Raw genomic sequence first — 24974 nt, 5'->3', positions numbered from 1 at the left:
TCAGCGGCAATCCTTGCCTTCCATCGCCATCGCCATCGCGTACTGCGGGATCGCCCCCAGCTGGCCCGCCGCGGCGGCGTCCAGTCCCTCCTTGAGGTAGACGCGGGCCTTGCCCTGCGCGTCCATCCTGGGCACGGCGGCGCTCGCCGGCCGGCGCCAGATCCGGATGACCGCCTGGCGTGACGGACAGGCTGCGCTGGGCACGCGGATCAGATCGTTCAGCACCCACCCCGCCGCACCCGCCGCCGGCGCGTCCTGCCGCAGCGCGGAGCGCGGCTGGCAGCGCGCGCCGGTGCGCACCGCGGCAAGCGCATAGGGCGCCCCGGCGTTGCCGGTAAAGCGGCCTTCCAGGCGGGTGCAGGCTTCGGGAATCGTGCGCAGGGTATGCACCACGCCAACCGCCTGCGGGGTGGCGGGCGCACGCTGGATTTCCGGCTCGCGGTCGCCCGCCAGCGCCGTGGAGACGGCCAGCAGGCCCGCGCAGAGCGTGTGCAGTCGCAACATGGGAAACGGCCTCGGCCACACGTATCGGATGGGCAGACTGGCACGCCACGCCTGAATCGTGCCGCGACGCCGGCCTGCGCAGGCGGGCCTGGCCGGCTGCCGTCACCCTTGCCCATGCACCGGCTCACGCCGGCGGGTTCGTGTATGCGATAGTCGAGCGTCGCCCGCCCACGGGTGGGCACGACAACCTGATGTCTTCCATTCGAACACTCCGGGGAGGGGTTTCATGCTGGAGCAATATGGTTTGGTGTTGGCGCTGGCCAGCGCCGTCGTCGCGATCCTCTATGGCCTCTGGGCCGCTGCGTGGATCAACAAACAGCCCGCCGGCAACGAGCGCATGCGCGAAATCGCCGGCGCGATCCAGGAAGGCGCGCGCGCCTACCTCAACCGGCAATACATGACGATCTCGATCGCCGGCGTGGTGCTGTTCCTGCTGATCGGCCCGTTCCTCAGCTGGCATACCGCGATCGGCTTCGCCATCGGCGCGATCCTGTCCGGCGCCGCCGGCTACATAGGCATGAATGTCTCGGTGCGCGCCAACGTGCGCACCGCGGAAGCCGCGCGCAGCGGCATGGGCCCGGCGATGAACGTCGCCTTCAAGGGCGGCGCGATCACCGGCATGCTGGTGGTCGGCCTCGGCCTGCTCGGCGTGGCGGGCTACTACTTCGTGCTGCAGAAGATGGGCCTGTCGCAGGCCGACAACCTGCACGCGCTGGTCGGCCTTGCATTCGGCAGTTCGCTGATCTCGATCTTCGCCCGCCTCGGCGGCGGTATCTTCACCAAGGGCGCGGACGTCGGCGCCGACCTGGTCGGCAAGGTCGAAGCCGGCATCCCCGAGGACGACCCGCGCAACCCGGCGGTGATCGCCGACAACGTGGGCGATAACGTCGGCGACTGCGCCGGCATGGCCGCCGACCTGTTCGAGACCTACGCGGTGACGGTCATCGCCACCATGCTGCTGGGCGGCATGATGATGGTGCCGGGCAGCGCCGACTTCGCCGGCAAGAACGCAGTGCTGTTCCCACTGGTGCTGGGCGGCGTGTCGATCATCGCCTCGATCATCGGCGCGGCCTTCGTCAAGGTCAGCGGCGACAAGCCCAACATCATGGGCGCGCTGTACAAGGGCGTGATCATCTCGGCGGTGCTGGCGGCGATCGCGTTCTACCCGATCACCACCTCGCTGATGGGAGACAACGCGCACGGCGCCATGAACCTCTATATCTGCGCGCTGATCGGCCTGGTGCTGACCGGGGTGATCGTGTGGATCACCGAGTACTACACCGGCACGCAATACAAGCCGGTGCAGCACGTGGCCAAGGCGTCCACCACCGGCCACGGCACCAACATCATCGCCGGCCTCGGTGTGTCGATGAAGTCCACCGCCATGCCAGTGATCGCCGTGTGTCTCGCGATCTGGTTCGCCTACCTGCACGGCGGCCTGTACGGCATCGCCATCGCCGCTACTTCGATGCTGTCGATGGCCGGCATGATCGTCGCGCTGGACGCCTACGGCCCGATCACCGACAACGCCGGCGGCATCGCGGAAATGGCGGAGCTGCCGCCGGAAGTGCGCAACATCACCGACCCGCTGGACGCGGTGGGCAACACCACCAAGGCGGTGACCAAGGGTTACGCGATCGGTTCGGCGGCGCTCGCCGCACTGGTGCTGTTCGCCGACTACACCCACAACCTGGAAGCCGCCAACGGCGGCATGAAGTTCGCCTTCGACCTGTCCGACCACCGGGTGATCATCGGCCTGCTGATCGGCGGCCTGATTCCGTACCTGTTCGGCGCCATGGCGATGGAAGCCGTGGGCCGCGCGGCGGGCAGCGTGGTGGAGGAAGTGCGCCGCCAGTTCCGCGAGATCAAGGGGATCATGGACGGCAGCGGCAAGCCGCAGTACGACAAGGCCGTGGACATGCTGACCAAGTCCGCGATCAAGGAAATGATCGTGCCCTCGCTGCTGCCGGTGGCGGTGCCGATCGTGGTCGGCCTGCTGCTGGGGCCGGAGGCGCTGGGCGGTTTGCTGATCGGCACCATCGTCACCGGCATCTTCGTGGCCATCAGCATGACCACCGGCGGCGGTGCCTGGGACAACGCCAAGAAGTACATCGAGGACGGCAACTTCGGCGGCAAGGGCTCCGAGGCGCACAAGGCCGCGGTGACCGGCGACACCGTCGGCGACCCCTACAAGGACACCGCCGGCCCGGCGGTGAACCCGCTGATCAAGATCATCAACATCGTGGCGCTGCTGATCGTGCCGCTGCTGCCGGTCAATGCCGGCGGCGGCGAAGCTGCCGCCACACCGGTGGCGATGGAAGCCCCGGCCACCGATGCCGCCGCGATGGCGGCACCGATGACCGCGCCGACGGAAGCCGCCCCTGCGCCGGCGGCCGATGGCGAAGCGACGCCCCACGCGGACGACACCAACGCGTCCGAGTAAGCCTGCACCACGCGACACCAAAACGGCGGCCTTCGGGCCGCCGTTCTTTTTCCCCCGCCGCCAAAGTCCCTGTAGGCGCACTGAAACGGCGCGAACGCGTTCGCGGGTTCACGCCAGGAGCGTCGCGCCCCTGCGGTGCGCTCCTGCAGGGGCATGGCGCAGGGGAGTGATGCCTGGGCGCAGCGCAAACACAAAGGCCGCCCGGAGGCGGCCTTTGCGTGGTGCAGGTGATGCAGTGGCTTACTTGGCCAGGCGCGCCGCGATGGCCGCGCCCAGGTCGCCCGGCGACTTCACCGTGGTGACGCCCGCGGCTTCCATCGCCGCGAACTTGCCTTCGGCCGTGCCCGAGCCGCCCGAGGCGATCGCGCCGGCGTGGCCCATGCGCTTGCCCTTCGGGGCGGAGGCGCCGGCGATGAAACCGACCACCGGCTTCTTCACGTGCTGCTTGATGTACTCGGCGCCGGCTTCCTCGGCCGCACCGCCGATCTCGCCGACCATGATGATGCCTTCGGTCTGCGGATCCTCGTTGAACAGCTTCAGGCAGTCGACGAAGTTCAGGCCGTTGATCGGGTCGCCGCCGATGCCGATGACGGTGGACTGGCCAAGGCCGGCAGCGGTGGTCTGCTTCACGGCTTCGTAGGTCAGGGTGCCCGAGCGCGACACGATGCCGATCTTGCCCGGCATGTGGATGTGGCCCGGCATGATGCCGATCTTGCACTCGCCCGGGGTGATGATGCCGGGGCAGTTCGGACCCACCAGCACCACGTCCGGATGTGCCTTGAGCACGTTCTTGACGCGCAGCATGTCCAGCACCGGGATGCCCTCGGTGATGCAGACGATGACCTTGATGCCGGCGGCCGCCGCTTCCAGGATCGCGTCGGCCGCGAACGGCGGCGGCACGTAGATCACGGAGGCGTCGGCGCCGGTGGAGGCCACGGCTTCGGCCACGGTGTTGAACACCGGCAGCTCGATGTGGGTGGTGCCGCCCTTGCCGGGCGTGACGCCGCCGACGACCTGGGTGCCGTATTCCACCATCTGGGTGGCGTGGAAGGTGCCCTGCTGGCCGGTGAAGCCCTGCACGATCACCTTGGTGTTCTTGTTGATGAGAACGGACATGGAATTGAATCCTTTGCTGTCGTAGGAGCGCACCGCAGGGGCGCGTGCTGTTGGCAATGCTCTTGGCGTGATCCGGAAAAACCGGTCGCGCCCCTGCGGTGCGCTCCTACGGGTGTGGGGTCAGGCGGCCTTGGCCACGGCGGCGACGGCCTTGCGGGCGCCGTCGTTGATGTCGTCGGCCGGGGTGATGGCCAGGCCGGATTCGGCCAGCAGCTTCTTGCCCGCCTCGACGTTGGTGCCTTCCAGGCGCACCACCACCGGCACCTTGACGTCCACTTCCTTGACCGCCGCGATGATGCCCTCGGCAATCATGTCGCAGCGGACGATGCCGCCGAAGATGTTGACGAAGATCGCCTTCACCTTGTCGCTGGACAGGATCAGCTTGAACGCCTCGGTCACGCGTTCCTTGGTGGCACCGCCGCCGACGTCGAGGAAGTTGGCCGGCGCGCCGCCGTTCAACGCGATCACGTCCATCGTCGCCATCGCCAGGCCGGCGCCGTTGACCATGCAGCCGATGTTGCCGTCCATGGTCACGTAGTTCAGGTCGTGCTCGCTGGCCTTCACCTCGGTCTCGTCTTCCTGCGTGGTGTCACGCATGGCGGCGAGGTCCTTGTGGCGGAAGGTGGCGTTGTCGTCGGAGTTGACCTTGCCGTCCAGCGCGTACAGGTTCGCATCGTCCAGGATCGCCAGCGGGTTCAGCTCGACCAGCGACAGGTCCTTGTCGTTAAACAGCTTGAACAGCCCGCCCATGATGCCGGCCAGCTGGTTGGACTGCTTGGCGGTCAGGCCCATCTTGAAGCCGATCTCGCGGCCCTGGTAGGGCTGCACGCCCTCGACGTAGTCGACGACCAGGGTGTGGATCTTCTCGGGGGTGTTGGCGGCGACTTCCTCGATGTCCACGCCGCCCTCGCTGGAGACGATGTAGGTGATCGCCTTGCGGTCGCGGTCGACCAGCAGCGACAGGTACAGCTCCTTGACGATCTCGCCGGCGGTGGTCACCAGCACCTGGTTGACCGGCAGGGCGACGCCCGCGGACTGGTAGGTGGCCATCTTCGTGCCGAGCATCTTGCCGGCCGCGGCCTGCACGTCGTCGGTGGTCTTGCAGAACTTCACGCCGCCGGCCTTGCCGCGGCCGCCCGCATGGATCTGGGCCTTGACCATCCAGGGGCCGTTGCCCAAGGACTTGGCCGCCTGGACCGCTTCGTCGGCGCTGGACGCAACGCGCCCGGCCGGAACCGCAATGCCGTAATCGGCAAACAACTGCTTCGCCTGGTACTCGTGGAAATTCATGGATCACCCGGGGAGAAATTTGCCGATGAAGGCTGGGACGCTCCGCGTGGCCGGCAACTCCGGTCTGGCGCGGGCGGACCCCCATTTTAGCGTGTTGCGGCGCATCATGCTTCGATCCCGGTCGCATCCCGCATACTCGCGGCATGGCCCCGCCCGACGCCGCGACCGCCGACGCCCGCTCGGTCCACCACGCCGAGATCCGGCGGGAACTCTATTTCTTCACGCTTTACCGGGTGTTCGAGGCGGCACTGCTGTGCCTGACGGTGTTCGGCCCGGTCGGCGAGCTGCTGGCCCAGCCGCGCCACCCGCAGCTGGCCGCGGCGGTGGCGCTGGCCTACCTGTTGGCGGCGCTGCTGCTGTTCGCCGCCGGCCGCCGCGGCGCGGTGGAAAGCCAGGTGGCTGCCGGCGTGGCCGGCGACATCCTGGTCACCGCCCTGGCCATGCACGCCCTGCCCTCGCTGGCCTCCAGCATCGCAATGATGCTGCTTTTCAACGTCGGCGCCGCCGCCCTGCTGCTGCCGCTGCGCCGCGGCCTGGCGGTGGCCGGCGCCGCCAGCCTGGCGCTGCTGCTGCAGTACGCCTGGGCCGTTGCGGTTGGCGAGGTCGACGCCCGTCCGGCGGTGGAAGTGGTGATGTTCGCCACCAGCTACCTGGCAATCGCCACCCTCACCAGCGTGCTGGGCCGGCAGCTGCGCGCAAGCCAGGCGCTGGCCGAACAGCGCGGCAGCCAGGTCGCCAATCTGGCGGAGGTCAACGAACTGATCATCCGGCGCATGCGCACCGGGGTGCTGCTGGTCGACGGCAACGACGAGATCCGGCTGGCCAACGAGGCGGCGATGCTGCAGCTGGGCGATGCCGGCGAAGGCCGCCGGCTGCTGGCCACCGCCGCACCGGCCCTGGAGGCCCGCCTGCGCCGATGGGAGCGCGACGGCCACAACGACCCCACCCCGCTGCAGCTGGCCGCCGACCTGCCCGAAGTGCTGCCCCGCTTTGCCCGCCTGCTGGCCGAGGGCGACCAGGTGCTGGTGTTCCTGGACGATGCCGAGCTGGCCTCGCGCCGCGCCGAAACCCTCACCCTGGCCACCTTGGGACGCTTCTCCGCCAGCCTGGCCCACGAGATCCGCAACCCGCTGGCGGCCATCAGCTATGCCACCCAGCTGCTGGAGGAATCACGCGACATCCCCGAAGCCGACCGCCGCCTGCTGGAGATCATCTACCAGCAGACCCGGCGCATGAACGGCATCGTCGAGAACGTGCTGGGCCTGGCCCGGCGCGAACGCGCCCAGCCCGAACACGTGGAGCTGGGCGAGTTCGCCCGCCATTTCGTCGCCGACTACCGCAACAGCCACCCGCTTGACCGCGACACCCTGGATGCCCGCACCGAGGCCCGCCCCGTGCCCTGCCTGGTCGACCGCCGCCAGCTGCAGCAGGTGGTCACCGTGCTGGTGCACAACGCCCTGATCTACGGACGCATGCCGGGCGAACCGGCGCGCGTGTCGCTGCACGTGCATCGCGATGCCAAGGGCGCGCCGCTGCTGGACGTGCTGGATCATGGCCCTGGCATTCCCGAAGCAGTCACCGGCCAGCTGTTCAGCCCGTTCTTCACCACCTCCAGCCACGGCACCGGGCTGGGCCTCTACATCGCCAGGGAAATGTGCCTGGCCAACCAGGCCGAACTGCGCTACGTCGCCGTCCCCGCCGGCGGCGCCTGCTTCCGCATCCGCCTGGCCGGCGCGCGGGCGATCGATACGGCCTGAGCGGGGTCCGCCACCCGCCCCCACGTGCCTTGGGCCAAACCGCGCCGCTGCATGGCGGTGCCAGGCGGCAGAGATGCTGTAAACCACAGTTGACTTTTTTCCAACCCAGGGTCTACAGTCGCGCCATGCACGAGATCCTGAAGAGCAGCACTTTGATGCATGGCTGCGGAGACTTCGTGATCGTGACGCCAAGGCCAGAATCGAGGTCCGCATCAGACGCCTGTCGCTAGGCAATCCGGGCCAATCCCGTTCACTTGCAGGCGGGATCAACGAACTGAAGATCGACTATGGCCCCGGCTACCGGGTGTACTACACGTTCAAAGGCAAGACGTTGATCCTTCTGCTTTGTGGCGGCGACAAATCCACCCAGAGCAAGGACATCCGGCTTGCCACAAAGATCGCAGCCTGCTGGGAGGAATGATCATGGCCAAAACCAAAGAAACCTTCACCCGGTTCGATACGGCCGACTACCTTGAGACCGAAGAAGACATTGCCGCCTACCTGTCTGCCTGCGCGGAAGAGGACGATCCTGCTCTCCTTCTCGCGGCGCTGGGCGACGTTGCGCGCGCAAGGAACATCACGCAACTGGCTGCACAAACGGGCCTGACCCGCATGGGGCTGTACAAGGCACTTTCCGGCACAGGCAATCCCAGCTTCGCTACCGTAAGCAAGGTGGCGCACGCACTGGGCCTGAAGATCACCGTTGCTGTTGCCTGACAGCTCAGGTCAATGCCACTTGGTGCCGCGCACACCTCCCGTCATTTCCGCGCAGGAAGGAATCGCTCCTTCGGGACAACCACCCTGCCGCGTCAATCGATGCCCAGCTTCTTCAGCTTGTAGCGCAGCGCGCGGAAGGTGATGCCCAGCTGGGCGGCCGCCTTGGTCTTGTTGTAGCGGTTGTCCACCAGCGCCTGCTCGATGGCCTTGCGCTCGATCTCCTCGATGAACCCCGGCAGCGCGCTGCTGGCGGATTCGCGCGGATCGATCAGGCTGGGGTCGAGGGTGGCCGCCGCGGCGGCGGCCTGCTGCGCCAGCGACGGCGCCGCCGCCGACGGGCGGGCCTCGGGCAGGCGCAGGTCGGTGGCGCGGATGCCGTCGTCATCGGCCAGCGCGAAGGCGCGCTCCAGGATGTTCTCCAGCTCGCGCACATTGCCGGGGAAGGTGTAGTGCGCCAGCGCCTCCATCGCGTCGGGGTGCAGCTCCGGCCGCAGCCGGCCCTGGGCTGCGGCCAGCCGGGTGAGGATGGCATCCACCAGCACCGGCAGGTCCTCGCGGCGCTCGCGCAGCGGCGGCACCCGCAGTTCGATCACGTTGATGCGGTAGTACAGGTCGTGGCGGAACCGCCCCTCCTCCACCAGCGCGGCCAGGTTCTTGTGGGTGGCGGACAGGATGCGCACGTCCACCGGCACCTCGATATTGGCCCCCACCGGCCGCACCGATTTTTCCTGGATCGCGCGCAGCAGCTTGACCTGCATCGACATCGGCAGCTCGGCGATCTCGTCCAGGAACAGCGTGCCGCCCTCGGCCGCCTGGAACAGCCCGGTCTTGTCGGCATGGGCGCCGGTGAAACTGCCCTTGCGATGGCCGAAGAACTCGCTTTCCATCAACTCGGTGGGGATCGCGCCGCAGTTGACCGGCACGAACGGCCCGGCCGCGCGCATGCCCTCGTCGTGGATGGTGCGGGCCACCAGCTCCTTGCCCACGCCCGACTCGCCTGCGATGTAGACCGGCGCCTGGCTGCGCGCCACCTTGCCCAGCGTGGCGCGCAACTCGGTCATCGCCGCGGACTGCCCCAGCAGCCGCGAAGCCACGGCCTCGACCACCGGCGCGCGCCTGGGGGCATCCTCGTTGGCCGCCCCCGCGGCGGGCACCAGCTTCAGCGCGTGCTGCACCAGCCCGCGCAGCACCGCCAGGTCAACCGGCTTGCTGACGAAATCGAACGCACCGGCCTTCAGCGCGCCCACCGCCGCCTCCTGGTTGCCGAACGCGGTGATCATCGCCACCGGCGTCTGCGCGTACAGCTGGGAGATCTCCTGCACCAGCTCGATGCCGGAGCCGTCGCTCAGGCGCATGTCGGTCAGGCACAGCGCGTACTGATTGCGCTTGAGCAGCGCGCGCGCATCATGCAGCGACGATGCCGTGTCGCACTTCAGCCCCATCCGCCCCAGGGTCAGCACCAGCAGTTCGCGGATGTCGCGCTCGTCATCGACGACCAGGGCACAAATAGGGGCGTTGGGCGGGGTGCTGCGGGCGGGGGTGCTCATAAGTGAAAGCACGATAACCGGTTGCCGCGCCGGGTCCAAGTGCGACAAAGCGTGGCGATACCGGGCAATCCAAGTCTCCACCCCCGCCTCGACGGCACACGCCCATCCACCCGGCCGCGCGAACCCGGATTCACATCAGCCCATTACCACTTGGCAATCTGCCCGCTCGCCTATCCGGAAACGGGGCCAGCACGCCGGCAGGCACCACGATCCACCTCTGAAATTCCGGATTGGACGCCACCAGATTCCATATTGGACGACAACTTGATCCACATTGGACGGGCCTATGATCCAGATTGGCCGCTGCCCGATGACACCCTGCTGGCTGCCGCCATGGCCGATCCGGTGGGCTTCATCGGCGGACATGAGCGCCTGATCATCGACGACGTGCAGCGGGCGCCGGCCTTGCTTCGCGCCATCAAGCATTCGGTCGATGAGGACCGCAAACCCGGCCGCTTCCTGCTGACCGGCTCGACCCACATCCTGTCACTGCCCGGCACTTCCGACAGCCTGGCGGGGCGCATGGAAATCGCGGAACTCCTGCCGTTTTCCCAAGCCGAACTGCACGGCCAGCCTTCCGGCCTGCTGCCACGACTGTTCGCAGGCGAGACGCCGCAGGCCACGAATCACGCAAGCAACCCCTACCTTGAACAGCGCGTCCTGCTGGGCGGATACCCGGAAATGCTGGCCCGCACGCTGCCCGCACGCCGTCAGGCATTGGCACGCGATTACGTGCGCGCCATCGTGCAGCGCGACGTACGCGACACCGCACAGCTCGACAAGCTGGAGCAACTGCCGCTGCTGCTTCGCGCCATCGCCCGGCAAAGCGCGCAATTGACCAATTTCAACCAGCTTGCCGGGCAGCTGGGCATGGATGCCAAGACCGCACGCAAATACGTGGGCATCCTCGAACAGGTCTTCCTGGTCAAGCGCCTCGGGCCCTGGTCCCGCAACCACCTCTCCCGCCTGATCAAGACTCCGAAACTGCACCTGCTGGACACCGGCCTGCTGGCAACCCTGCGCGGCCTCACGCCCGACCGCCTTGCCCGCGACCGCAGCACCTGGGGCACGCTGCTGGAAACCTTCGTCCATGCAGAGCTGCTGAAAATGCTGCCGCTGCAAGAGCACGCCTGCCGCCTGCTGCACTACCGCGACAAGGACCAGGTGGAAGTGGACATCGTGCTGGAAACAGACAGCGGACAAGTCGCGGGCTTCGAGATGAAAGCCGCCGCCTCGGTGAATGCCGCCGATTTCGCTGGCCTGCGCAAGCTGAGGCAGGCCGCCGGCGACGACTTCATCGGCGGCATGGTGCTGTATGACGGGGCGCACGCCGCCAGCTTCGGCGGGAACCTCCACGCCGTTCCCTTCTCCGCCCTGTGGACGCCCTGACCCTCGCCGCAATACTTCGCCGCGCTTGCGGAAATCGCCGGCCGCATCGCCGCGTCGCTGGCCAATGTCGCCCCGCACATCCCGCCCATCCGCATGTACATCGCCGGTGGCAGGATCTGGCCGTCAGCAAGCCCGGCAGATTCTCCAGCCAGGCCCGCGAAGACATCCGGACGCTGGCTCGATCCGGCCTGATCAACGCCGACGCCCTCCGACAGCGCGCCGAAGAAGCGTTGGGCGGCTGCATCGGCAATCTGGACCGCCTGCGGGGCAGCATTGACATCGTGCAAGGACATCGCGGCGCACTGAAGCGCAATTGCAGGAAGGGCAGACGCTCAGACCATTCTCTTGCCCTCACGGAAACCGGAAGGAGCGACGCGTCGCGCCGGGCACGCAATACCGCAGCAGCCCCGAACACTTATGACACTTAGCGTCACATGCCGACAAAAAGTGCCATACACTCTCCACGGCCCTCGTGCCGCCACCCGTGACGGCGGCCACAGAACGGCCACCCATGCCCACTTGTCCGCATTTGGCATGAATCCTGCGTTATAACTTCCGCACGTGCACCGCGCCCCAGGTCGGGACCGGTACCGGCGGGAACGCAGCACGTGAACCACCCAACCAACCCTAGGGGATACACCATGAACAAGCAGCAAGGCTTCACCCTGATCGAACTGATGATCGTGGTCGCGATCATCGCCATCCTGGCCGCCATCGCGCTGCCGGCGTACAACAACTACCGCATCAAGTCGGCCGAAAGCGCCTGCTTGGCGGAAGCAAAGGCTTACGCAAATTCGTGGCTGTCTGCTTCGGTTTCCTCCATGACGCTCCCGGGCGCAAAGAGCAAGGCATGCACCAGCGGCACCATGCCTACCGGCGATTTCACGCCCAAGTCCCCGGGCGTCAAGCACACCACCTGCAGCAGCACTACCGCCACCTGCTCGGTTGCTCCGTAACCTGGGCATCAAGCTCGAAAAAGCCCCTCATCTGAGGGGCTTTTTTTTGGCCATTACAGCTTTGGCCTAATCCTTGCTTCACTCATTGCAGGGGACATCTACTTAGGACACGACCATGCGTGACACCACACAAGGCTTCACCTTGATCGAGCTGATGATCGTTGTGGCCATCATCGCCATTCTGGCCGCCATTGCCCTGCCGGCCTACAACAATTACCGAGCCAGGTCTGCAGAAAACGCTTGTCTCGCCGAAGCCAAAGCATTCATGAACTTTTATGTTGCGGCATCTCTTACCAATACGTCTTTGCCGACGTTTACACCCAAGGCATGCGACTCAGGCGACGCATCAGGTACGTTCATCAGCGCCAGCCCCGGCATTGCCGATCCGACTTGCAGCCCCACCACGGCCACCTGTCATCTCTAAGCAGCACGAAGCTCTACCTGAAAGGCTCCTCATACGAGGAGCTTTCTTTTTTATCCATCGGTCGCGAAATGGTTATCCTCGACTGATCAATGCATAGTTAAGCCGAAGTCTCCTACAACAATCCTGCTCATGCTCACGACCACCCACCAAAAACTATTGGTTAGCTTTTTTGTCAGCGTGATTGCTGCACTACTGGCAGCACTGCCCTTTGCAGCGGGCCTGCCCGGTGGCTTTGTTCTCGATGATGTCCCTAACATCATCAACAACAACATGCTTGAACTGAAGCAACTGAGTGTCGACGGATTGCTCAAGCTTGCAACGGCTCCACAGCTCTCGGGCAGTCTGCGGGTAGTTCCCACGCTGACATTCGCACTGGACTACTGGCGCGCTGGCAGCTTCGACCCGGCGACATTCAAAGCAACAAACATCCTGATCCATGCCCTAACCTCCTGCGCATTGGCATGGTTTTTCCACGCACTGCTGTTGGCCGCAAGCATTCCGGCCAAGCGCGCCCAGTGGGCCGCTCCCGCACTGGCATTGGCATGGGCCCTCCACCCTTTACAGGTGTCTTCCGTGCTGTATGTGGTACAGCGGATGCAGACCATGGGTACGTTGTTCCTGGTGCTGGCGCTGCTGGCCTACCTGCAGGCCAGGCGGGCCCAGATCGCAGGCAATCCCGGACGAACGGGGCTGCTGGTCTCAATGCTGCTGTGGGTTGTAGCCATGGGCTGCAAGGAAGACAGCATCCTGCTACCCGCGTACACATTGGCACTGGAACTGACCGTGCTGCGCTTTGCCGCTGCGGACACCGGCCTGGCCACCCGCTTGCGCCGCGGCTACCTGATCGCCACGCTGGCCGGTGCGGCAGCCTATGCCCTGTGGGTGGTCCCGAACCACTGGCATTGGGAAGCGTATCCGGCCCGCGATTTTTCAACGCCGGAACGCCTGCTCACCCAGGCCAGAGTGCTATGCATGTACTTATGGCAAATCTTGGTGCCCCTGCCTTCGCACATGCCGTTCTATTACGACTGGCTGCAACCCTCGCGTGGCCTCCTCCAGCCCTGGACGACTCTCCCCGCGATCGCGGCATTGCTGGCACTGCTCGGGCTCGCCTGGAGGATACGCACGCGCTGGCCTCTTTTCTCGTCGGGGGTCCTGCTGTTTTTCAGCGCCCATTTCATCACGAGCAATGTGATCGGGCTTGAACTGGCATTCGAACACCGCAACAGTTTCGCACTCATCGGCGCAGTGCTCGCCATAGGCAGCTTGCTTGTACACGCGGCGCAACTTCTGCACCTGAAACCCGCCACCCGCGTCGCCGCCTGCGTTGCGCTGTTGATCGGGATGACCAGTGCCACACTTCTGCGCGCCCATTCCTGGGCAGACAAAATGGCTTTTGCCCGCAGCAGCACAGAGCTTGCACCGCACTCCGCCCGGGCTTGGTATGGTCTGTGCATGGATTACATCGAGGCCGGCGGCGAGGCCGTGGTAGAAAACCCCAACCTCGATGAAGCAATTGCTGCCTGCACCAAGGGAACCACCGCAGCCCCTTATGCGCTTAACAATTCTGCTGTCCTGATTGTCCTGAAAACGCTGCGCGGCGATATCTCGCCGCAGGACTGGAAATTATTCCAAAAGCGCCTAAACACAGTCAGCATGGGCTGGGAAAATCAGCGCGCCCCCACAATTTTCGCCTACTACGCCCGCCAAGGCATTCGCTTGGACAAGCAGGAAATGCTCAACGCCTTTGCCACGTTATCACGCAGAACCTCCATTGCGCCCTTCAACAGCGCATCGATCGGCTACTTCATCATGAACGACCTGGATGAACCCGATCAGGCGATGCCCTATTTTTCGATCGCACTCAATGCTGCAAACCCAATGGATCCCTTCCCACGACAACTCGCAAACGAGCTGAGGACAAAAAATCGTCTCGACTTGGCAATCGAGGTGGAACAGATTTGGAAAGCCAGATTCACCTCTTCTCCTTGAGACGCGTATATCCGCATCATCCAACGCATCTCGAATCGCATGATCTGCATGGACACTAATCGTCCGCACTTCCGCCCCGACATCGAAGGTCTGCGTGCAGTTGCGATCCTGCTGGTGGTAGCCGCACATGCGGGCGTGCCCTGGCTGGCAGGCGGCTTCATCGGGGTGGACGTGTTCTTCGTCCTGTCCGGCTTCCTGATTACCGGCAAGTTGGTCGAGGAAGTCAGTGCCACGGGGCGGATCCGGCTGCTTCCGTTCTATGTGCGCCGCTTGCGCCGGTTGCTGCCTGCGCTGCTGCTGATGCTGCTGGTGGTGGGGCTTGCCTCCACCTGGTTGCTTTCGCCGTCTGAACAAAAAGAGCAGTTGTTCACTGCGCAGATGGCGGCCTTATGGCTGAGCAATGTCCACTTCGCGCTTGGCAACTTCGACTATTTTGCCGCCGGGAGCGAAACCAACCTGTACCTGCACACGTGGTCTTTGGGCGTCGAGGAACAGTTCTACCTGGTCTGGCCCGCATTGGTGCTGTGGCTGCTGGCACGCGATGGAGAACGCGGTGTCGCCAGGCTGCGGATCGGCATGGGGGTGGTGTTGCTGGCCAGCCTGCTGGCGTGCATCGCCCTGACCCGCACGGCGCCGCTGCTGGCCTTCTACATGATGCCGCTGCGTGCCTGGCAGTTCGCCGCAGGTGCCCTGGTCTGGCTGCTGTTTGCACGCACGCCGCCTGCTTCGCTCCGCCTGACGCAGGCCGCACCCGGGCTTGGCCTGCTGGGGCTGGCGTTGATCGTTGCTTGCGGCCTGCTGCTGGATGCCCGGCGCGCCTATCCCGGTGCATGGGCGCTGCTGCCGACCATAGGCGCCGTGTTGGTGGTGCTGGCAGGCTGCCTGCCTCACGGCAAGCGCGGCGCCGGCGCCCTGCTCTCGCTGCCGCCGCTGCAATGGCTGGGGCGCATCTCTTATTCCTGGTATCTGTGGCATTGGCCAGTGTTGCTGCTGGGCGCGGCCTACACCGGCAGCCAAGCGCCGGAATTCCGGGCGTTGCTGGTGGCGGTTTCGCTTGCACTGGCCGCGGCGTCCCACGCGCTGGTGGAAGCGCCACTGCGTCGCTGGCGGCAGTGGCTGGCCTTCCCGCGTGTCGCCGTGCTCGTCTCGCTGGCCGGTATGGCGGCGATGTCCGCATTGGCAACGCACTGGACACGGCAGGCCGGCGACGCATTGCAGACGCCGGCATTGCAACGCTATGCGGCCGCGCGCACGGACGCACCGGCCATCTACGCCATGGGCTGCGATGACTGGTACCGCAGCGCGACGGTGCGCATCTGCAGTTTCGGCAGCGAACAGGCCCCGCGTACCGCGGTGCTGATGGGCGATAGCCATGTCGGCCAATGGTTCCCTGCGGTAAATCGCGCGCTGGACGGTGCCGGCTGGCGCCTGCTGGTGATCACCAAGTCGGCCTGCCCGATGGTTGATGCACCGATCTTCTACGCCCGCATCGGCCGCGAATACACCGAGTGCGCGCAGTGGCGCGATGCAGCGCTGCAAAAGGTCCAGGCACTGAAGCCAGACCTGTTCATCTTCGGCAGCGCCCCCGCGGCGTACACCCCAGAACAATGGACGGAAGGCACCGCCCGCGTGCTTGCACGGATCAGCCCGGCCGCCAAGCGCATCGTCCTGCTGGCGGACACGCCAGCCCTCCCCTTTGATGGCCCCCAATGCCTGATGCAGCAGGCGCTACGCCCGGCGTGGCTGGCTGATGCACGGCGCTGCACCTCGACGCCCCGGAATGCGGATGCCGACGCCATACAACGCTCGCTGCAAGTCGCCGCATCGCGATTCCCCAACGTCGAGTTCGTGGACTTGGGGCCTCGCGTCTGCCCGGGTGGCCTCTGTCGCGCGGAGCTGGACGGACGGGTGACGTATCGGGACAACCAGCACCTGAGCGGGAGTTTCGCCGAGTCGCTGGCCCCCGCAATGGCGAACGCGCTGCGGGCAGCTGCCCCATGACAGCCGACCATCCGGGCAATCCCTGCAAGCAGTGCTCCATCCCAACAAGCCGGATGAGCGGGCGCACCTTGCGCCAGTCCCCCGCCCGCGGAGGCTTGCTGAAGAAGGCGGATGACAAGAGGTGGATCCAGGTCTGCCCGACATGCGAGCGGCAGGATCTATTTGACGACCATCGGATCGCCCTTCCATTCCAGAGCCTGGATGGCGTGATGCGCACCGTCCAGGACGAGGCTACTGGCGCGAAGGGCGTGCTGTCGATGGCGGGCTTCTCATTCACACAACACGCCTTGGGAAGCGCAGTCGCCCTAGCAAACCGCGAGGATGATGACGCAGGATCGGCCCGGAGTACTGCACAGATTGAGGCAGAGGCCCAGCAATACAGGCTGACGCCGTCGCATCAGTCTGCACTGAAGCTCTCCGACGCCATCTGCCAGTGGGGGCGCGGCAGCCGCGTTTTCGGCAATCTGCATAAACGCCATGGCACTACGTTGGGCGACAAGATGAACCGATGGATGCGGGCGGCGCTAGCGGCAGATACCGATGAAGCGGCCATCGCACCAGTCTCCTCCACCCAGGAGGCCGGTCGACCGGAAGGGCTGGGCGTTTCGTTCGGCAGCAAGCACCTTCGCATGCTGGATCCCGACCGGTTCGCCGTGCTGGACTCCGTGCTCAGCGAAGGGCTGGGCTATGCGCTCAATCCGAAGGGCTATGCTTTGTTCATGCGTCACCTTCGCGACTTCCACCAGCAGCTTTCAGCCTCCGGATGGGGTCACTCCCTGGCGCGGACGGAGAGCGGATTGTTCGTGCTGGCGAGGCAGAATGTACGCGTGGATTCAGAGCAAGCGGTCACCCCGAGCGAAGCATGAAAAAAGTCCTCATCCCCGGCCAGGACGGCGCCTATCTGGCGGAGTTCCTGCTGGCCAAGGGCTACGAAGTCCATGCCATCAAGCGACGCTCGTCGTCCCTCCGTATCAAGCGGATCGGCAACCCTTCCCAACTGCTTATAAGCCGTCCTTAGTGAAACTTTGACATGACCCACCTGCGCAATTTGGGCACGGCCGTTTTCGAATGGCGGCCAGGCCGGCTGGCGCAACACGGAGGGGCGCTGCTTGGCTGGATGATGCTGCGCGCCGCCGCACAAGCCGGCACCGTCGTGTTGCTGGCGCGCACGCTTGCTGTTCAGACCTACGGTGAGTTCGTCGCGGTGATCGCCGTGGCCGGTTTTGTCGTCCCATTGGCAGGGTTGGGCCTGTCCAACATGGTGTTGCGCAACGTGGCACGCGATCCAAAGGCCGCGCCGTGGTACCTCGAACGTGCCATCACCACCTGGACCCGGACGCTGCTGCCGTTGTCCGCCGCTGCTATCGGCATCGCACTCCTGCTGATCCCCAAAGGCTTGCCGGTTGCCGCCATGGCAGCCGCCATCTGCGGCGAACTGCTGGCGTCCTCACTCACCGAACTGGCCGGACGCTACCGCCAAGCGCAGCACCGGCACCACGCCTACGGCGCCATCAATGCCGGCCTGCCCCTGCTGCGCCTGCTTGCGCTGGGACTGTTGGTTTTCCTGACCAACCGGACGGACATCGCCTCCGTCCTCTGGACATTCACTGCCGCCAGCGGGGTGTATGCCCTGCTGCTGTGGCCGGTGGTGCGCACTGTGGCGTCGGTCGTCGCGGAGGACGCGACGGAAGCCATGCCGGTGCGCAGCGGGCTGCCGTTCAGTGCATCCGCACTGGCCATGCGCCTGCAGGGCGAGTTCAACAAACCAGTGCTGGCGCATGCGGGCTTCGGGCTTGCCGGCAGCTACAACATCGCGCAGCGCGCGGTGGACATGGCCAGCCTTCCTTTGCAGGCACTACAAGAAGCCCTTTGGCCCAAGCTCTATGCACAAGCGAACCCGCTCCCGCAGCTGCGCCGAACCGGTGCCGCACTGCTGTTGATGGCACTGGCCATGGGGGCGCTGGTCTGGCTGGCCGCGCCACTGCTCCCGCTTCTGGTAGGCAGCGCCCACGAAGGCGCCATTCGCGTGCTGCGCATGCTGGCTTGGCTGCCGCTGCTCCAGGTAGGCCGAGCCCTGCTCAATTTTCACGCCATCCACCACGGCCACATGCAGCACATCAGCTGGTCCTGCATCCTCGGCGGCGGCGTCAGCGTCTGCGCAGTGGCCGCATTGGTGCCGGCCCATGGGATGGCAGGCGCGGCGATCGCCAGCTACATTGCAGAAACCACCATGAGCCTGGCATTGCTGGGCTTCGCAATGCGCGCATCGCGCTGACGCCGGCCTACTGGATAGTCCATGCAAATCGCAGATCGTCTCCGCAACTCCAGACTGCTGCGTCGCCCCTTGCTGGCCGCCAGCAAAACGCTGTTCTCATTGCTCAGGGGCGGCCCGCCCCTCCTGCGCAGGGCTGCCTACGACGCGATGCCCGTACCCTATCTGGTGGCCGGCCACCCGGAGCACTTTGTGGTGTCCACCGCCGACAAGGTCATCGGGCGGGAGGTGTTTCTGCACGGGGAATTCGACTTCGCAAAGCTCCAGACCGCCTTGGCCATTCTGGCGCGGGAGGGGCGCCCAGCCCCCACTCACCTGATCGACGTCGGCGCGAACATCGGCACCATCACCATTCCGGCGCTAAAACGCGGACTCATCCAGACTGCCACCGCCATCGAACCGCACCCCCACAACCTCCGGCTGCTGCGCGCCAACATCGCGCTGAATGGGCTGGAGGATCGCGTCACCGTGCTGGCGCAGGCAGTCGGCGACCGCAGCGGCGTCACACTGCACCTCCACGAATCCGCCACGAACAGCGGGAATCACAGCATCGGCGCAGAAGGCATCCCGGTCTCTTCATCCAAGCTGGACGATCTAGACCTTCCATCGGCACCTAGCCTGCTCTGGATGGATATCGAAGGCTATGAGGGGCATGCACTCACCGGCGCTGGGCGGCTGCTCAGCACGGGGACTCCGGCGGTATGCGAGTTCAACCCCACATATCTTGAGCATTCCGGAGGACTTGAATTACTTAAAAAAGCAACTCTGGGTTACGAAATTTTCGACCTTAAGTCACCAAATAGCACAAGCACTTCCCTCGATAAGGTTAATAATAAATATCGCACTATCAACGAATTTACAGACATACTACTAATCAAACCAAGGTAGAGCTGTGCGCATAATATTTTTTACCCCACAACTATCAAGTGGTGGCGCACAACAAGTTGCGATATTACTTTCTTCCGCCATGGCATCACTGGGCCACGAGGTCACGATTGCACCTCCCTCGCTAGCGGGCGAGCTGGCGTCAAAAGTGAATCGACATTGCTCATTATTTGACCTGAAATCAAGCAAACCCATCAAAGCTCGGCGAAATCTCGCAGCGCTTGTAAACGAACTAAATCCGGATGCCGTCATTTGCTTTGGAATCTATACTGGAATTGCAGCCGCCTTGTCCAGCCTGAGCTGGCGCAATACCCCAGCCCTAGTAATTCGCAACGAAAACAACCTGCACATCGATTGGCAGCAAGGCACTTGGCTCAATCGAATTATTGGCCCCCACCTGTCCCGCTGGGCCGCACGAAAGGCGCACGTGATCGCGGTATCTCAATCACTCGCCCAGCCGACGGCTGATTTTCTTCGCATCCCATCATCACGACTGACCACGATCCTCAACCCGGTCATCGATGACTCGGCGCCACAAATCACTGGGACGGAGGAGACACTGCATCCATGGCTAAGGGATAAATCTGTCCCCACATTCGTTGCGATGGGGCGACTGGAACATCAAAAAGGATTCGACGTGCTCATTGACGCGTTCTCGCGCGCAAGAAAGAGGACCGATGCACGCTTGATCATCTTTGGGAAGGGGGCACTTCGTGACACCCTACAAAATCAAATCGCATCCTGCGGAATGAACGAATCCATATGCCTCGCAGGCTTCACGCCGCACGCCATCTCCCAGATGTCTGCTGCACATGCTTTTGTGCTCAGCTCGCGCTTTGAAGGCTTCGGCCTGGTGCTAGTGGAAGCGATGTTGGCGGGTACGAAAGTGATATCCACGAGCTGTGATTTCGGCCCGTCTGAGCTGCTGGAAGATGGACGCTATGGGAAGCTAGTCCCCGTCGATGACGCCCAAGCGCTTGCCGATGCCATATTGCAATCCATCAAGGAGCCATGGACCGCCGAGCGCCCCAGCGAGCAATGGTTTTCACAGTTCACAGCATCCGAAGCCGCACGCCAGCATCTCGCGTTGATCGAAAAATTACGCAGCGACTCGGGCAATTTCAGCTAACGCCCTGATTGGCACCAGCGAGCGGTAGCGCAATGCCCGAAGGCAAGCACGGGCAATCAACGCCGGCAATTTCGTGGCGCACATCACCCACCTTTGGAATCCCGCGCCCGCAAGCTTGCGCACCAACATCCAGTGCGACCCGACCAGAAAACGCTCGTAGGCCGCACTGGCCTGCCCGCTGCTGGCAGATCCGGCGTGGCGCAACCAGACCTCATCCAGCAACACCAGCGCCCCGCCCTGCCTGCGCCAGCGCCATGACAGCTCGACGTCCTCGCCGTACATGAAGAAGTCCTCGTCGAACAAGGGCGAAGCGTGGTCGGTACGTCGCACCAGCAGGCAACAACCGCTGAGGTAGGCAACGCTGCCCGGCAACGGGCGACCGGTCACCAGCGCCAGCCATCGTTGGTAGTACAGCCACCCCTGAATTTGGCCACCCTGGAGAATTTGGGGGGCCACCAGCGCCGGTACGGTACTGTCGCGGGGCAGCGCGGCAAGCAGCGCCGCACGCATGCCGGGCAATACCTCCGCATCGTTGTTGACCAGCAGGAGGGGGCCGGCATGGCCCCTGCGCTCCAGCTCGGACAGGGCGGCATTCATGCCCTTGCCGAACCCGAGGTTGGTTTGATTGGCGACAAGCTGCACGCGCGGCTCCCCGGCGTAGCGGGCGGCAAGCGCCCGCAGGCTGTACCCCTCGTCCGCGGAGTTGTCCCAAACCAGAACCGGCGCCCACCCATCGGCCAGCAGGCTGTCGATGCACCTTGCGGTCAGTTCCGGCTTCCGGAAGTGGATGGTGATGGCGGCGGTCATGCGTTCCCTTCCAGAAGGTCGTGATACGTCTGGATATAGGCGTCGCCCATCTTGCTTTCCCGGAAATGGGCCGCGGCCATCTCGCGCGCAGCAGCACCGCACGCAAGGCGCAGCTGCCGATCCGTCGCCATGGCTCGTGCAGCCTCTGCAAATGCCAGAACTTCCTCTCGCTTGCACAGCAGGCCCGTTCTGCCATGCGCAACTACCTCTTCGACGGACGTCCCCTGCATCGCAATGACAGACAGGCCGCAAGCCATAGCCTCGATGGCAACCAACGGCAGCCCCTCGCTACGCGACGGGAACAGAAACGCATCCGCACCTTGCATCGCAGCAACTACCTGCGGCCCTGTCAGGCGCCCCACGTCATGCATGTTTGACGGCATGGTGAGCTTGTCTTTTTCCGCCGCCGGGCCGCCGGTGTACTGCAATTCAAATTCGCCCCCCAACTCACGCATGATCGGGGCCAGCAGATCCACGCCTTTACGCGCCATCCAGCTGCCGACATAGAGCAGACGAAACGGTTCACCCGGTTGCCGCACGCGGTTTCCGGGCCGAAACACCTCCGTATCGATGCCGTTGTAGATGACCTCCATCGGCACATCACACAGGGTCTGGCGGGCCATCTCGGCCACGAAGCGACTGACAGCCACTACCCGGTCGGCCCGGCGCAAGACACGGCGTTCAATGGGCGCAATCCACCAGCGGTGATAGGCGGCGCGCAACCATCCCTTGTAAGGCTTCAATGCCGGGTCGTGGATCGAATGGTGCAGCGTCGCCACGACCGGCAATTGCCGGGGGATGAAGCGCGGATGCAGCCAGGTATTGATGTGGCAGACCGTCGCCCATTCCGGCGCCTTGGGCACGCGCACCGTCCAAGGCGCGTACTCCGCGCGTAGCGGCAACCATGTGATTTCTGCGCGCAGGCCACGCGCCCGCAGTCCAGCTACCAACCGCTCGGTGAACACGTCGGTGCCGGTGCATGTGCGTACGGCGGGAAACCAGATGGCGGGCGCGCTATCGGCCATGGCCGCTCTTCTCGATACGATAGATCAAGGTAGGGATGAGCCCACGGAATCGTTTGAGCAGATTATCTGGAACCCGCCTCAACAATCGGGTCGCCAGCGCGCCCGGCCGCTCGATATCCAGCGTTTCCCGCAGTCCTTCAACGCAGATATTCCGATAGCTCACACCCGCTGTCGCCAGCATTGCCTCGATCTGCGCCAGCTCCAGCGGCTCGCAATCGTAAAGATCGCCTTTTCCTGACCATCGAAGGTAAGGCGTGCGCCACGGCTTCGGCAGCCAGCTGAGAAACTTCAGGCGGTAGTGCGGCTCGGTCAGCATCCAGCGGTTGGGTACGGCCAGATAGACACAACCACCGGCTCTCAACACACGGCGGATCTCGCGCAAGTGCGTCAGTTGCGCCTCCTTGTCACCTACATGCTCGATGACGTGATTGCTGATCACCACGTCGAATCTAGCGTCTTCGAACGGGAGTTCGACGCCCTGCACCGGGATGTAGTCGTAGCCTGCGTGAACCTGCCGATTGTCGTGCACATCTACCGCGGTGACATTGCAGGACAGGGTTGGATGTGTTCCGAAATAGTGTGCAATTCCACCGGAGCCTGTCCCGATCTCCAGCAACTCCAGCGGCTTTGCTCCCGGCTTCAGTCCCAACAGGCGCTCGATCTTGAGTGCCTTGAGCTTGCGAGATGCCAGATCGGTGACGGCATGTGCCTGCCGGTTCATATGTCCGCCGCCTGTGTCGCATCCGCAGCTCCACCACCAATGCCCAGGCTGGTCCGCAGGGATGCACCGAACCGCGGCCAGGCAAACTGCCGGGCGAAGTCCTGCGCGCGTGTACGCCATGCGCCTTCGCCATCACGCAACACGGCGAGCGCGGCATCGCGCAAGCCATCGTAATCGCCAGGGGCGATCAGCCTCCCGGAACGCCCTTCCGCCACTGCATCCACGATGCCTCCTGTGGCGAAGGCGACGGTCGGCAGGCCATGCGCCGCGGCTTCGATGGCCACCATGCCGAAACCCTCAGGGTCGCCCGGCAGTTCGCGGACCGGGAACACATGCAGGGCCGCGGATTCGTACGCACAGGCAAGCGCTTGCGGATCGGTGATGACGCCCAGGAAGCGGAGGTGCCGGCCGACGCCCGCGGCATCCGCCGTGGCCTGGATGCTGTCGCGGGATTGCACGCCCGCCAGCAGGGAATCGGTCGGCGCATCGCCGATCACGGCAAGCACGACATCCGGCGCCCCTTGCACGATGCCGGGCAGGGCGTTGCGAACGAACTCCCGCAGCCCTTTGCGGTGGGTCAGCCGCCCGATCGACAGCAGCAAACGGGCGTCGCCCAGCCCGTGCTGCTCGCGAAACGCGTGCAGGGCATCGTGCGACTGCGGCGCCGCCGGTAACGCGACGCCGGGATGCACGATGCGCAACCGGTCCTCGGCGACGCCCAGCGCGCGGACCAGATCCGCGGTGGGCCGGCTGTTGGCCACCACCACATCCATCCGCCGCAGCAACGGGTGCCAGATTGCGCGGTACAGCGGATGGCGCACGGCCACGTCGAGCCCATGCACATAGGCCGCCGCACGCGCGCCGCAGGCGCGGGCGGCCAGCCATGCCGCAGGGGCGGTCAGGCCGCTGCCGGCAAGCACGATCTCCGGGCGCTGTCGCCGTGCCAGCCGCAGCGCCCGCCATGCGGACGCCAGCAGGAAGCGCGGCAGCGGGCGCAGCGGAACTTCGCTCAGTTCGACATTTGCCGGCTTGAGCGCAGCAGCCCCTTGCGGGCCGATGACCTGCACCTGCGCCCGCCGCGACAGTTCATCGGCGATGTGCCAGTTCAGCCGCTCCATGCCGCCCACCAGCGGCGGCAGGTTGCGGGTGATGTGGAGGATGCGGGCACGTTTGGCCGCGTCGGTCACGGCGACGACCAGCCGCGCCGGTCGAGCTCCTCCAGCAGCGCACGGCTGGTCTCGATCAGCATCGGAACTTGCGTGTGCGCCATCTGCAGGGCGCTGGCAAGGATGGCCGGATCTTCGATGTAGTCATGCACCATCTGGTTGCGCAACCGGCGGACAATCAACCATTGCTCGGACGACGGCAGCCATCCCAGACGTTCGGCGCGATCGAGGTTGTCGATGGCTGCACCCACGGGCTCGCCCAGTGCGCGCAGCAGTGCCGGGATCAATTTGTCGCCCAGCGTGTCCTGCAGGCGGCCGAAACGCGCGGCAAATGCCTCCACCCGTTCCGCCAACTCCACATCTTCCGCCAGCGCCTTGGCGCGATCCTGCGTGAACGGCTTTGCGAACACGCGCCGGTCAGTGGTCAGCAGATGCTTGCTTTCGCGCTGCACGACGCGCGCAAGAAACCGCAGCCGCTGCAGTTGGGCATCGTCGCCCGTCATAACAGAACCCCTTGCCTCTGGGCGATGTCGTGAATGGGCTGGCGCATGAGATTGGGCGCCAACAGCAGCACATCCACCTTGCGCCCGTCCATGGCGCGGCTGGCGCGCGCCGCCAGGCGGGCGATCAGCGGTGCCGGGTGTGCCACCGGGGCATCCAGCTCCAGCAGCAGATCGACGTCGCCACCGCGGGCTGCATCATCAAGACGCGAGCCGAACAGGCGCAGCCGCGCCGACGGGCCGGCCTCTTCCTCGGCCAGCCGCTTCAACGCCCGGATATGCTCCTGGCTCAGCCGCATCGCACGCTCCACGTTGTTTGGGTGAGTCTAGCCC

Annotated in this window: 21 protein-coding genes and 3 pseudogenes; 14 read left to right on the top strand and 10 right to left on the bottom strand. The window is 65.0% G+C overall.

Annotated features, from left to right (window positions below; translation table 11 throughout):
- Complete coding sequence (locus SPK54_RS08405) at positions 1–504, bottom strand: hypothetical protein (protein ID WP_330947463.1); 504 nt, start codon at positions 502–504, stop codon at positions 1–3.
- 226 nt (positions 505–730) lie between these two features.
- On the opposite strand from SPK54_RS08405, the gene SPK54_RS08400 reads away from it, so the two are divergent.
- Complete coding sequence (locus SPK54_RS08400) at positions 731–2947, top strand: sodium-translocating pyrophosphatase (protein WP_330947462.1); 2217 nt, start codon at positions 731–733, stop codon at positions 2945–2947.
- Positions 2948–3187: 240 nt separating this feature from the next.
- Here SPK54_RS08400 and sucD read toward each other — a convergent pair whose 3' ends face one another.
- Positions 3188–4063, bottom strand: a complete 876-nt coding sequence (gene sucD, locus SPK54_RS08395) for a succinate--CoA ligase subunit alpha (protein WP_330947461.1) — start codon at positions 4061–4063, stop codon at positions 3188–3190.
- A gap of 120 nt (positions 4064–4183) precedes the next feature.
- Positions 4184–5353, bottom strand: a complete 1170-nt coding sequence (gene sucC, locus SPK54_RS08390) for an ADP-forming succinate--CoA ligase subunit beta (RefSeq protein ID WP_330947460.1) — start codon at positions 5351–5353, stop codon at positions 4184–4186.
- Positions 5354–5496: 143 nt separating this feature from the next.
- Here sucC and SPK54_RS08385 point away from each other — a divergent pair, with 143 nt between their 5' ends.
- The 3 genes and pseudogenes from SPK54_RS08385 (at position 5497) to SPK54_RS08375 (ending at position 7827) form a co-directional block, all read left to right on the top strand.
- The gene (locus tag SPK54_RS08385) at positions 5497–7110 is read left to right on the top strand and encodes an ATP-binding protein (protein WP_330947459.1); all 1614 of its coding nucleotides are present in this window, start codon (positions 5497–5499) and stop codon (positions 7108–7110) included.
- Between the two features lie 125 nt (positions 7111–7235).
- Positions 7236–7531: pseudogene (locus SPK54_RS08380) on the top strand (type II toxin-antitoxin system RelE/ParE family toxin).
- Positions 7532–7533: 2 nt separating this feature from the next.
- The gene (locus SPK54_RS08375) at positions 7534–7827 is read left to right on the top strand and encodes an addiction module antidote protein (RefSeq protein WP_330947458.1); all 294 of its coding nucleotides are present in this window, start codon (positions 7534–7536) and stop codon (positions 7825–7827) included.
- A gap of 92 nt (positions 7828–7919) precedes the next feature.
- Here the strand turns inward: SPK54_RS08375 and SPK54_RS08370 are convergent, their stop codons facing one another.
- Positions 7920–9374 carry a sigma-54 dependent transcriptional regulator gene (locus tag SPK54_RS08370; protein WP_330947457.1) on the bottom strand — a complete coding sequence of 485 codons (1455 nt, stop codon included), beginning with the start codon at positions 9372–9374 and terminating at the stop codon, positions 7920–7922.
- 150 nt (positions 9375–9524) lie between these two features.
- On the opposite strand from SPK54_RS08370, the gene SPK54_RS08365 reads away from it, so the two are divergent.
- The 10 genes and pseudogenes from SPK54_RS08365 to SPK54_RS08320 all read left to right on the top strand — a co-directional run bounded on the left by SPK54_RS08365 (position 9525) and on the right by SPK54_RS08320 (position 20422).
- On the top strand, positions 9525–10763 hold the full coding sequence (locus SPK54_RS08365) for an ATP-binding protein (protein WP_330947456.1): 1239 nt from the start codon (positions 9525–9527) through the stop codon (positions 10761–10763).
- Positions 10764–11404: 641 nt separating this feature from the next.
- Positions 11405–11494 (top strand): annotated as a pseudogene (locus SPK54_RS08360) (prepilin-type N-terminal cleavage/methylation domain-containing protein); the annotation flags it as partial.
- A gap of 340 nt (positions 11495–11834) precedes the next feature.
- Positions 11835–11936, top strand: a pseudogene (locus SPK54_RS08355) (prepilin-type N-terminal cleavage/methylation domain-containing protein); the annotation flags it as partial.
- Between the two features lie 336 nt (positions 11937–12272).
- Positions 12273–14135, top strand: a complete 1863-nt coding sequence (locus SPK54_RS08350) for a hypothetical protein (RefSeq protein WP_330947455.1) — start codon at positions 12273–12275, stop codon at positions 14133–14135.
- 39 nt (positions 14136–14174) lie between these two features.
- On the top strand, positions 14175–16136 hold the full coding sequence (locus SPK54_RS08345) for an acyltransferase family protein (RefSeq protein WP_330947454.1): 1962 nt from the start codon (positions 14175–14177) through the stop codon (positions 16134–16136).
- Complete coding sequence (locus SPK54_RS08340) at positions 16133–17002, top strand: hypothetical protein (protein WP_330947453.1); 870 nt, start codon at positions 16133–16135, stop codon at positions 17000–17002. The genes SPK54_RS08345 and SPK54_RS08340 overlap by 4 nt, the downstream gene beginning before the upstream one ends.
- A complete protein-coding gene (locus tag SPK54_RS08335) occupies positions 16999–17154 on the top strand; it encodes a GDP-mannose 4,6-dehydratase (protein WP_345786169.1) in 156 nt (51 codons plus the stop codon). Before SPK54_RS08340 ends, SPK54_RS08335 begins: the two co-directional genes overlap by 4 nt.
- Positions 17155–17166: 12 nt before the next feature.
- Positions 17167–18411 (top strand): oligosaccharide flippase family protein, encoded by a 1245-nt coding sequence (locus SPK54_RS08330; protein WP_330947452.1) that lies wholly within the window; start codon positions 17167–17169, stop codon positions 18409–18411.
- A gap of 21 nt (positions 18412–18432) precedes the next feature.
- A complete protein-coding gene (locus tag SPK54_RS08325) occupies positions 18433–19296 on the top strand; it encodes an FkbM family methyltransferase (protein WP_330947451.1) in 864 nt (287 codons plus the stop codon).
- A 4-nt stretch (positions 19297–19300) separates the two neighbouring features.
- The gene (locus SPK54_RS08320) at positions 19301–20422 is read left to right on the top strand and encodes a glycosyltransferase (protein ID WP_223809524.1); all 1122 of its coding nucleotides are present in this window, start codon (positions 19301–19303) and stop codon (positions 20420–20422) included.
- Here SPK54_RS08320 and SPK54_RS08315 read toward each other — a convergent pair.
- Genes SPK54_RS08315 through SPK54_RS08290 form a run of 6 tightly spaced genes read right to left on the bottom strand, consistent with a single transcriptional unit; the run spans position 20393 to position 24940 of the window.
- On the bottom strand, positions 20393–21229 hold the full coding sequence (locus SPK54_RS08315) for a glycosyltransferase (RefSeq protein ID WP_330947450.1): 837 nt from the start codon (positions 21227–21229) through the stop codon (positions 20393–20395). The genes SPK54_RS08320 and SPK54_RS08315 overlap by 30 nt on opposite strands.
- Entirely contained in the window at positions 21226–22254 is a 1029-nt protein-coding gene (locus tag SPK54_RS08310; protein ID WP_190281954.1) for a glycosyltransferase family 4 protein, read from the bottom strand. The genes SPK54_RS08315 and SPK54_RS08310 overlap by 4 nt, the downstream gene beginning before the upstream one ends.
- Entirely contained in the window at positions 22244–22975 is a 732-nt protein-coding gene (locus tag SPK54_RS08305; RefSeq protein ID WP_330947449.1) for a class I SAM-dependent methyltransferase, read from the bottom strand. The genes SPK54_RS08310 and SPK54_RS08305 overlap by 11 nt, the downstream gene beginning before the upstream one ends.
- Positions 22972–24162: a glycosyltransferase family 4 protein gene (locus tag SPK54_RS08300; protein WP_330947448.1), complete on the bottom strand. Its 1191-nt coding sequence runs from the start codon at positions 24160–24162 to the stop codon at positions 22972–22974. Before SPK54_RS08300 ends, SPK54_RS08305 begins: the two co-directional genes overlap by 4 nt.
- A complete protein-coding gene (locus tag SPK54_RS08295) occupies positions 24159–24644 on the bottom strand; it encodes a hypothetical protein (RefSeq protein WP_330947447.1) in 486 nt (161 codons plus the stop codon). The genes SPK54_RS08300 and SPK54_RS08295 overlap by 4 nt, the downstream gene beginning before the upstream one ends.
- Positions 24641–24940, bottom strand: a complete 300-nt coding sequence (locus SPK54_RS08290) for a nucleotidyltransferase domain-containing protein (protein WP_028839217.1) — start codon at positions 24938–24940, stop codon at positions 24641–24643. The genes SPK54_RS08295 and SPK54_RS08290 overlap by 4 nt, the downstream gene beginning before the upstream one ends.
- Positions 24941–24974: the final 34 nt, after the last annotated feature.

This window comes from Thermomonas sp. LB-4, from assembly GCF_036409385.1.
Taxonomy (GTDB): Bacteria; Pseudomonadota; Gammaproteobacteria; order Xanthomonadales; family Xanthomonadaceae; genus Thermomonas.
The sequence above is the reverse complement of the archived record's forward strand: the minus strand, read 5'-3'. Positions and strand labels throughout refer to the sequence as shown.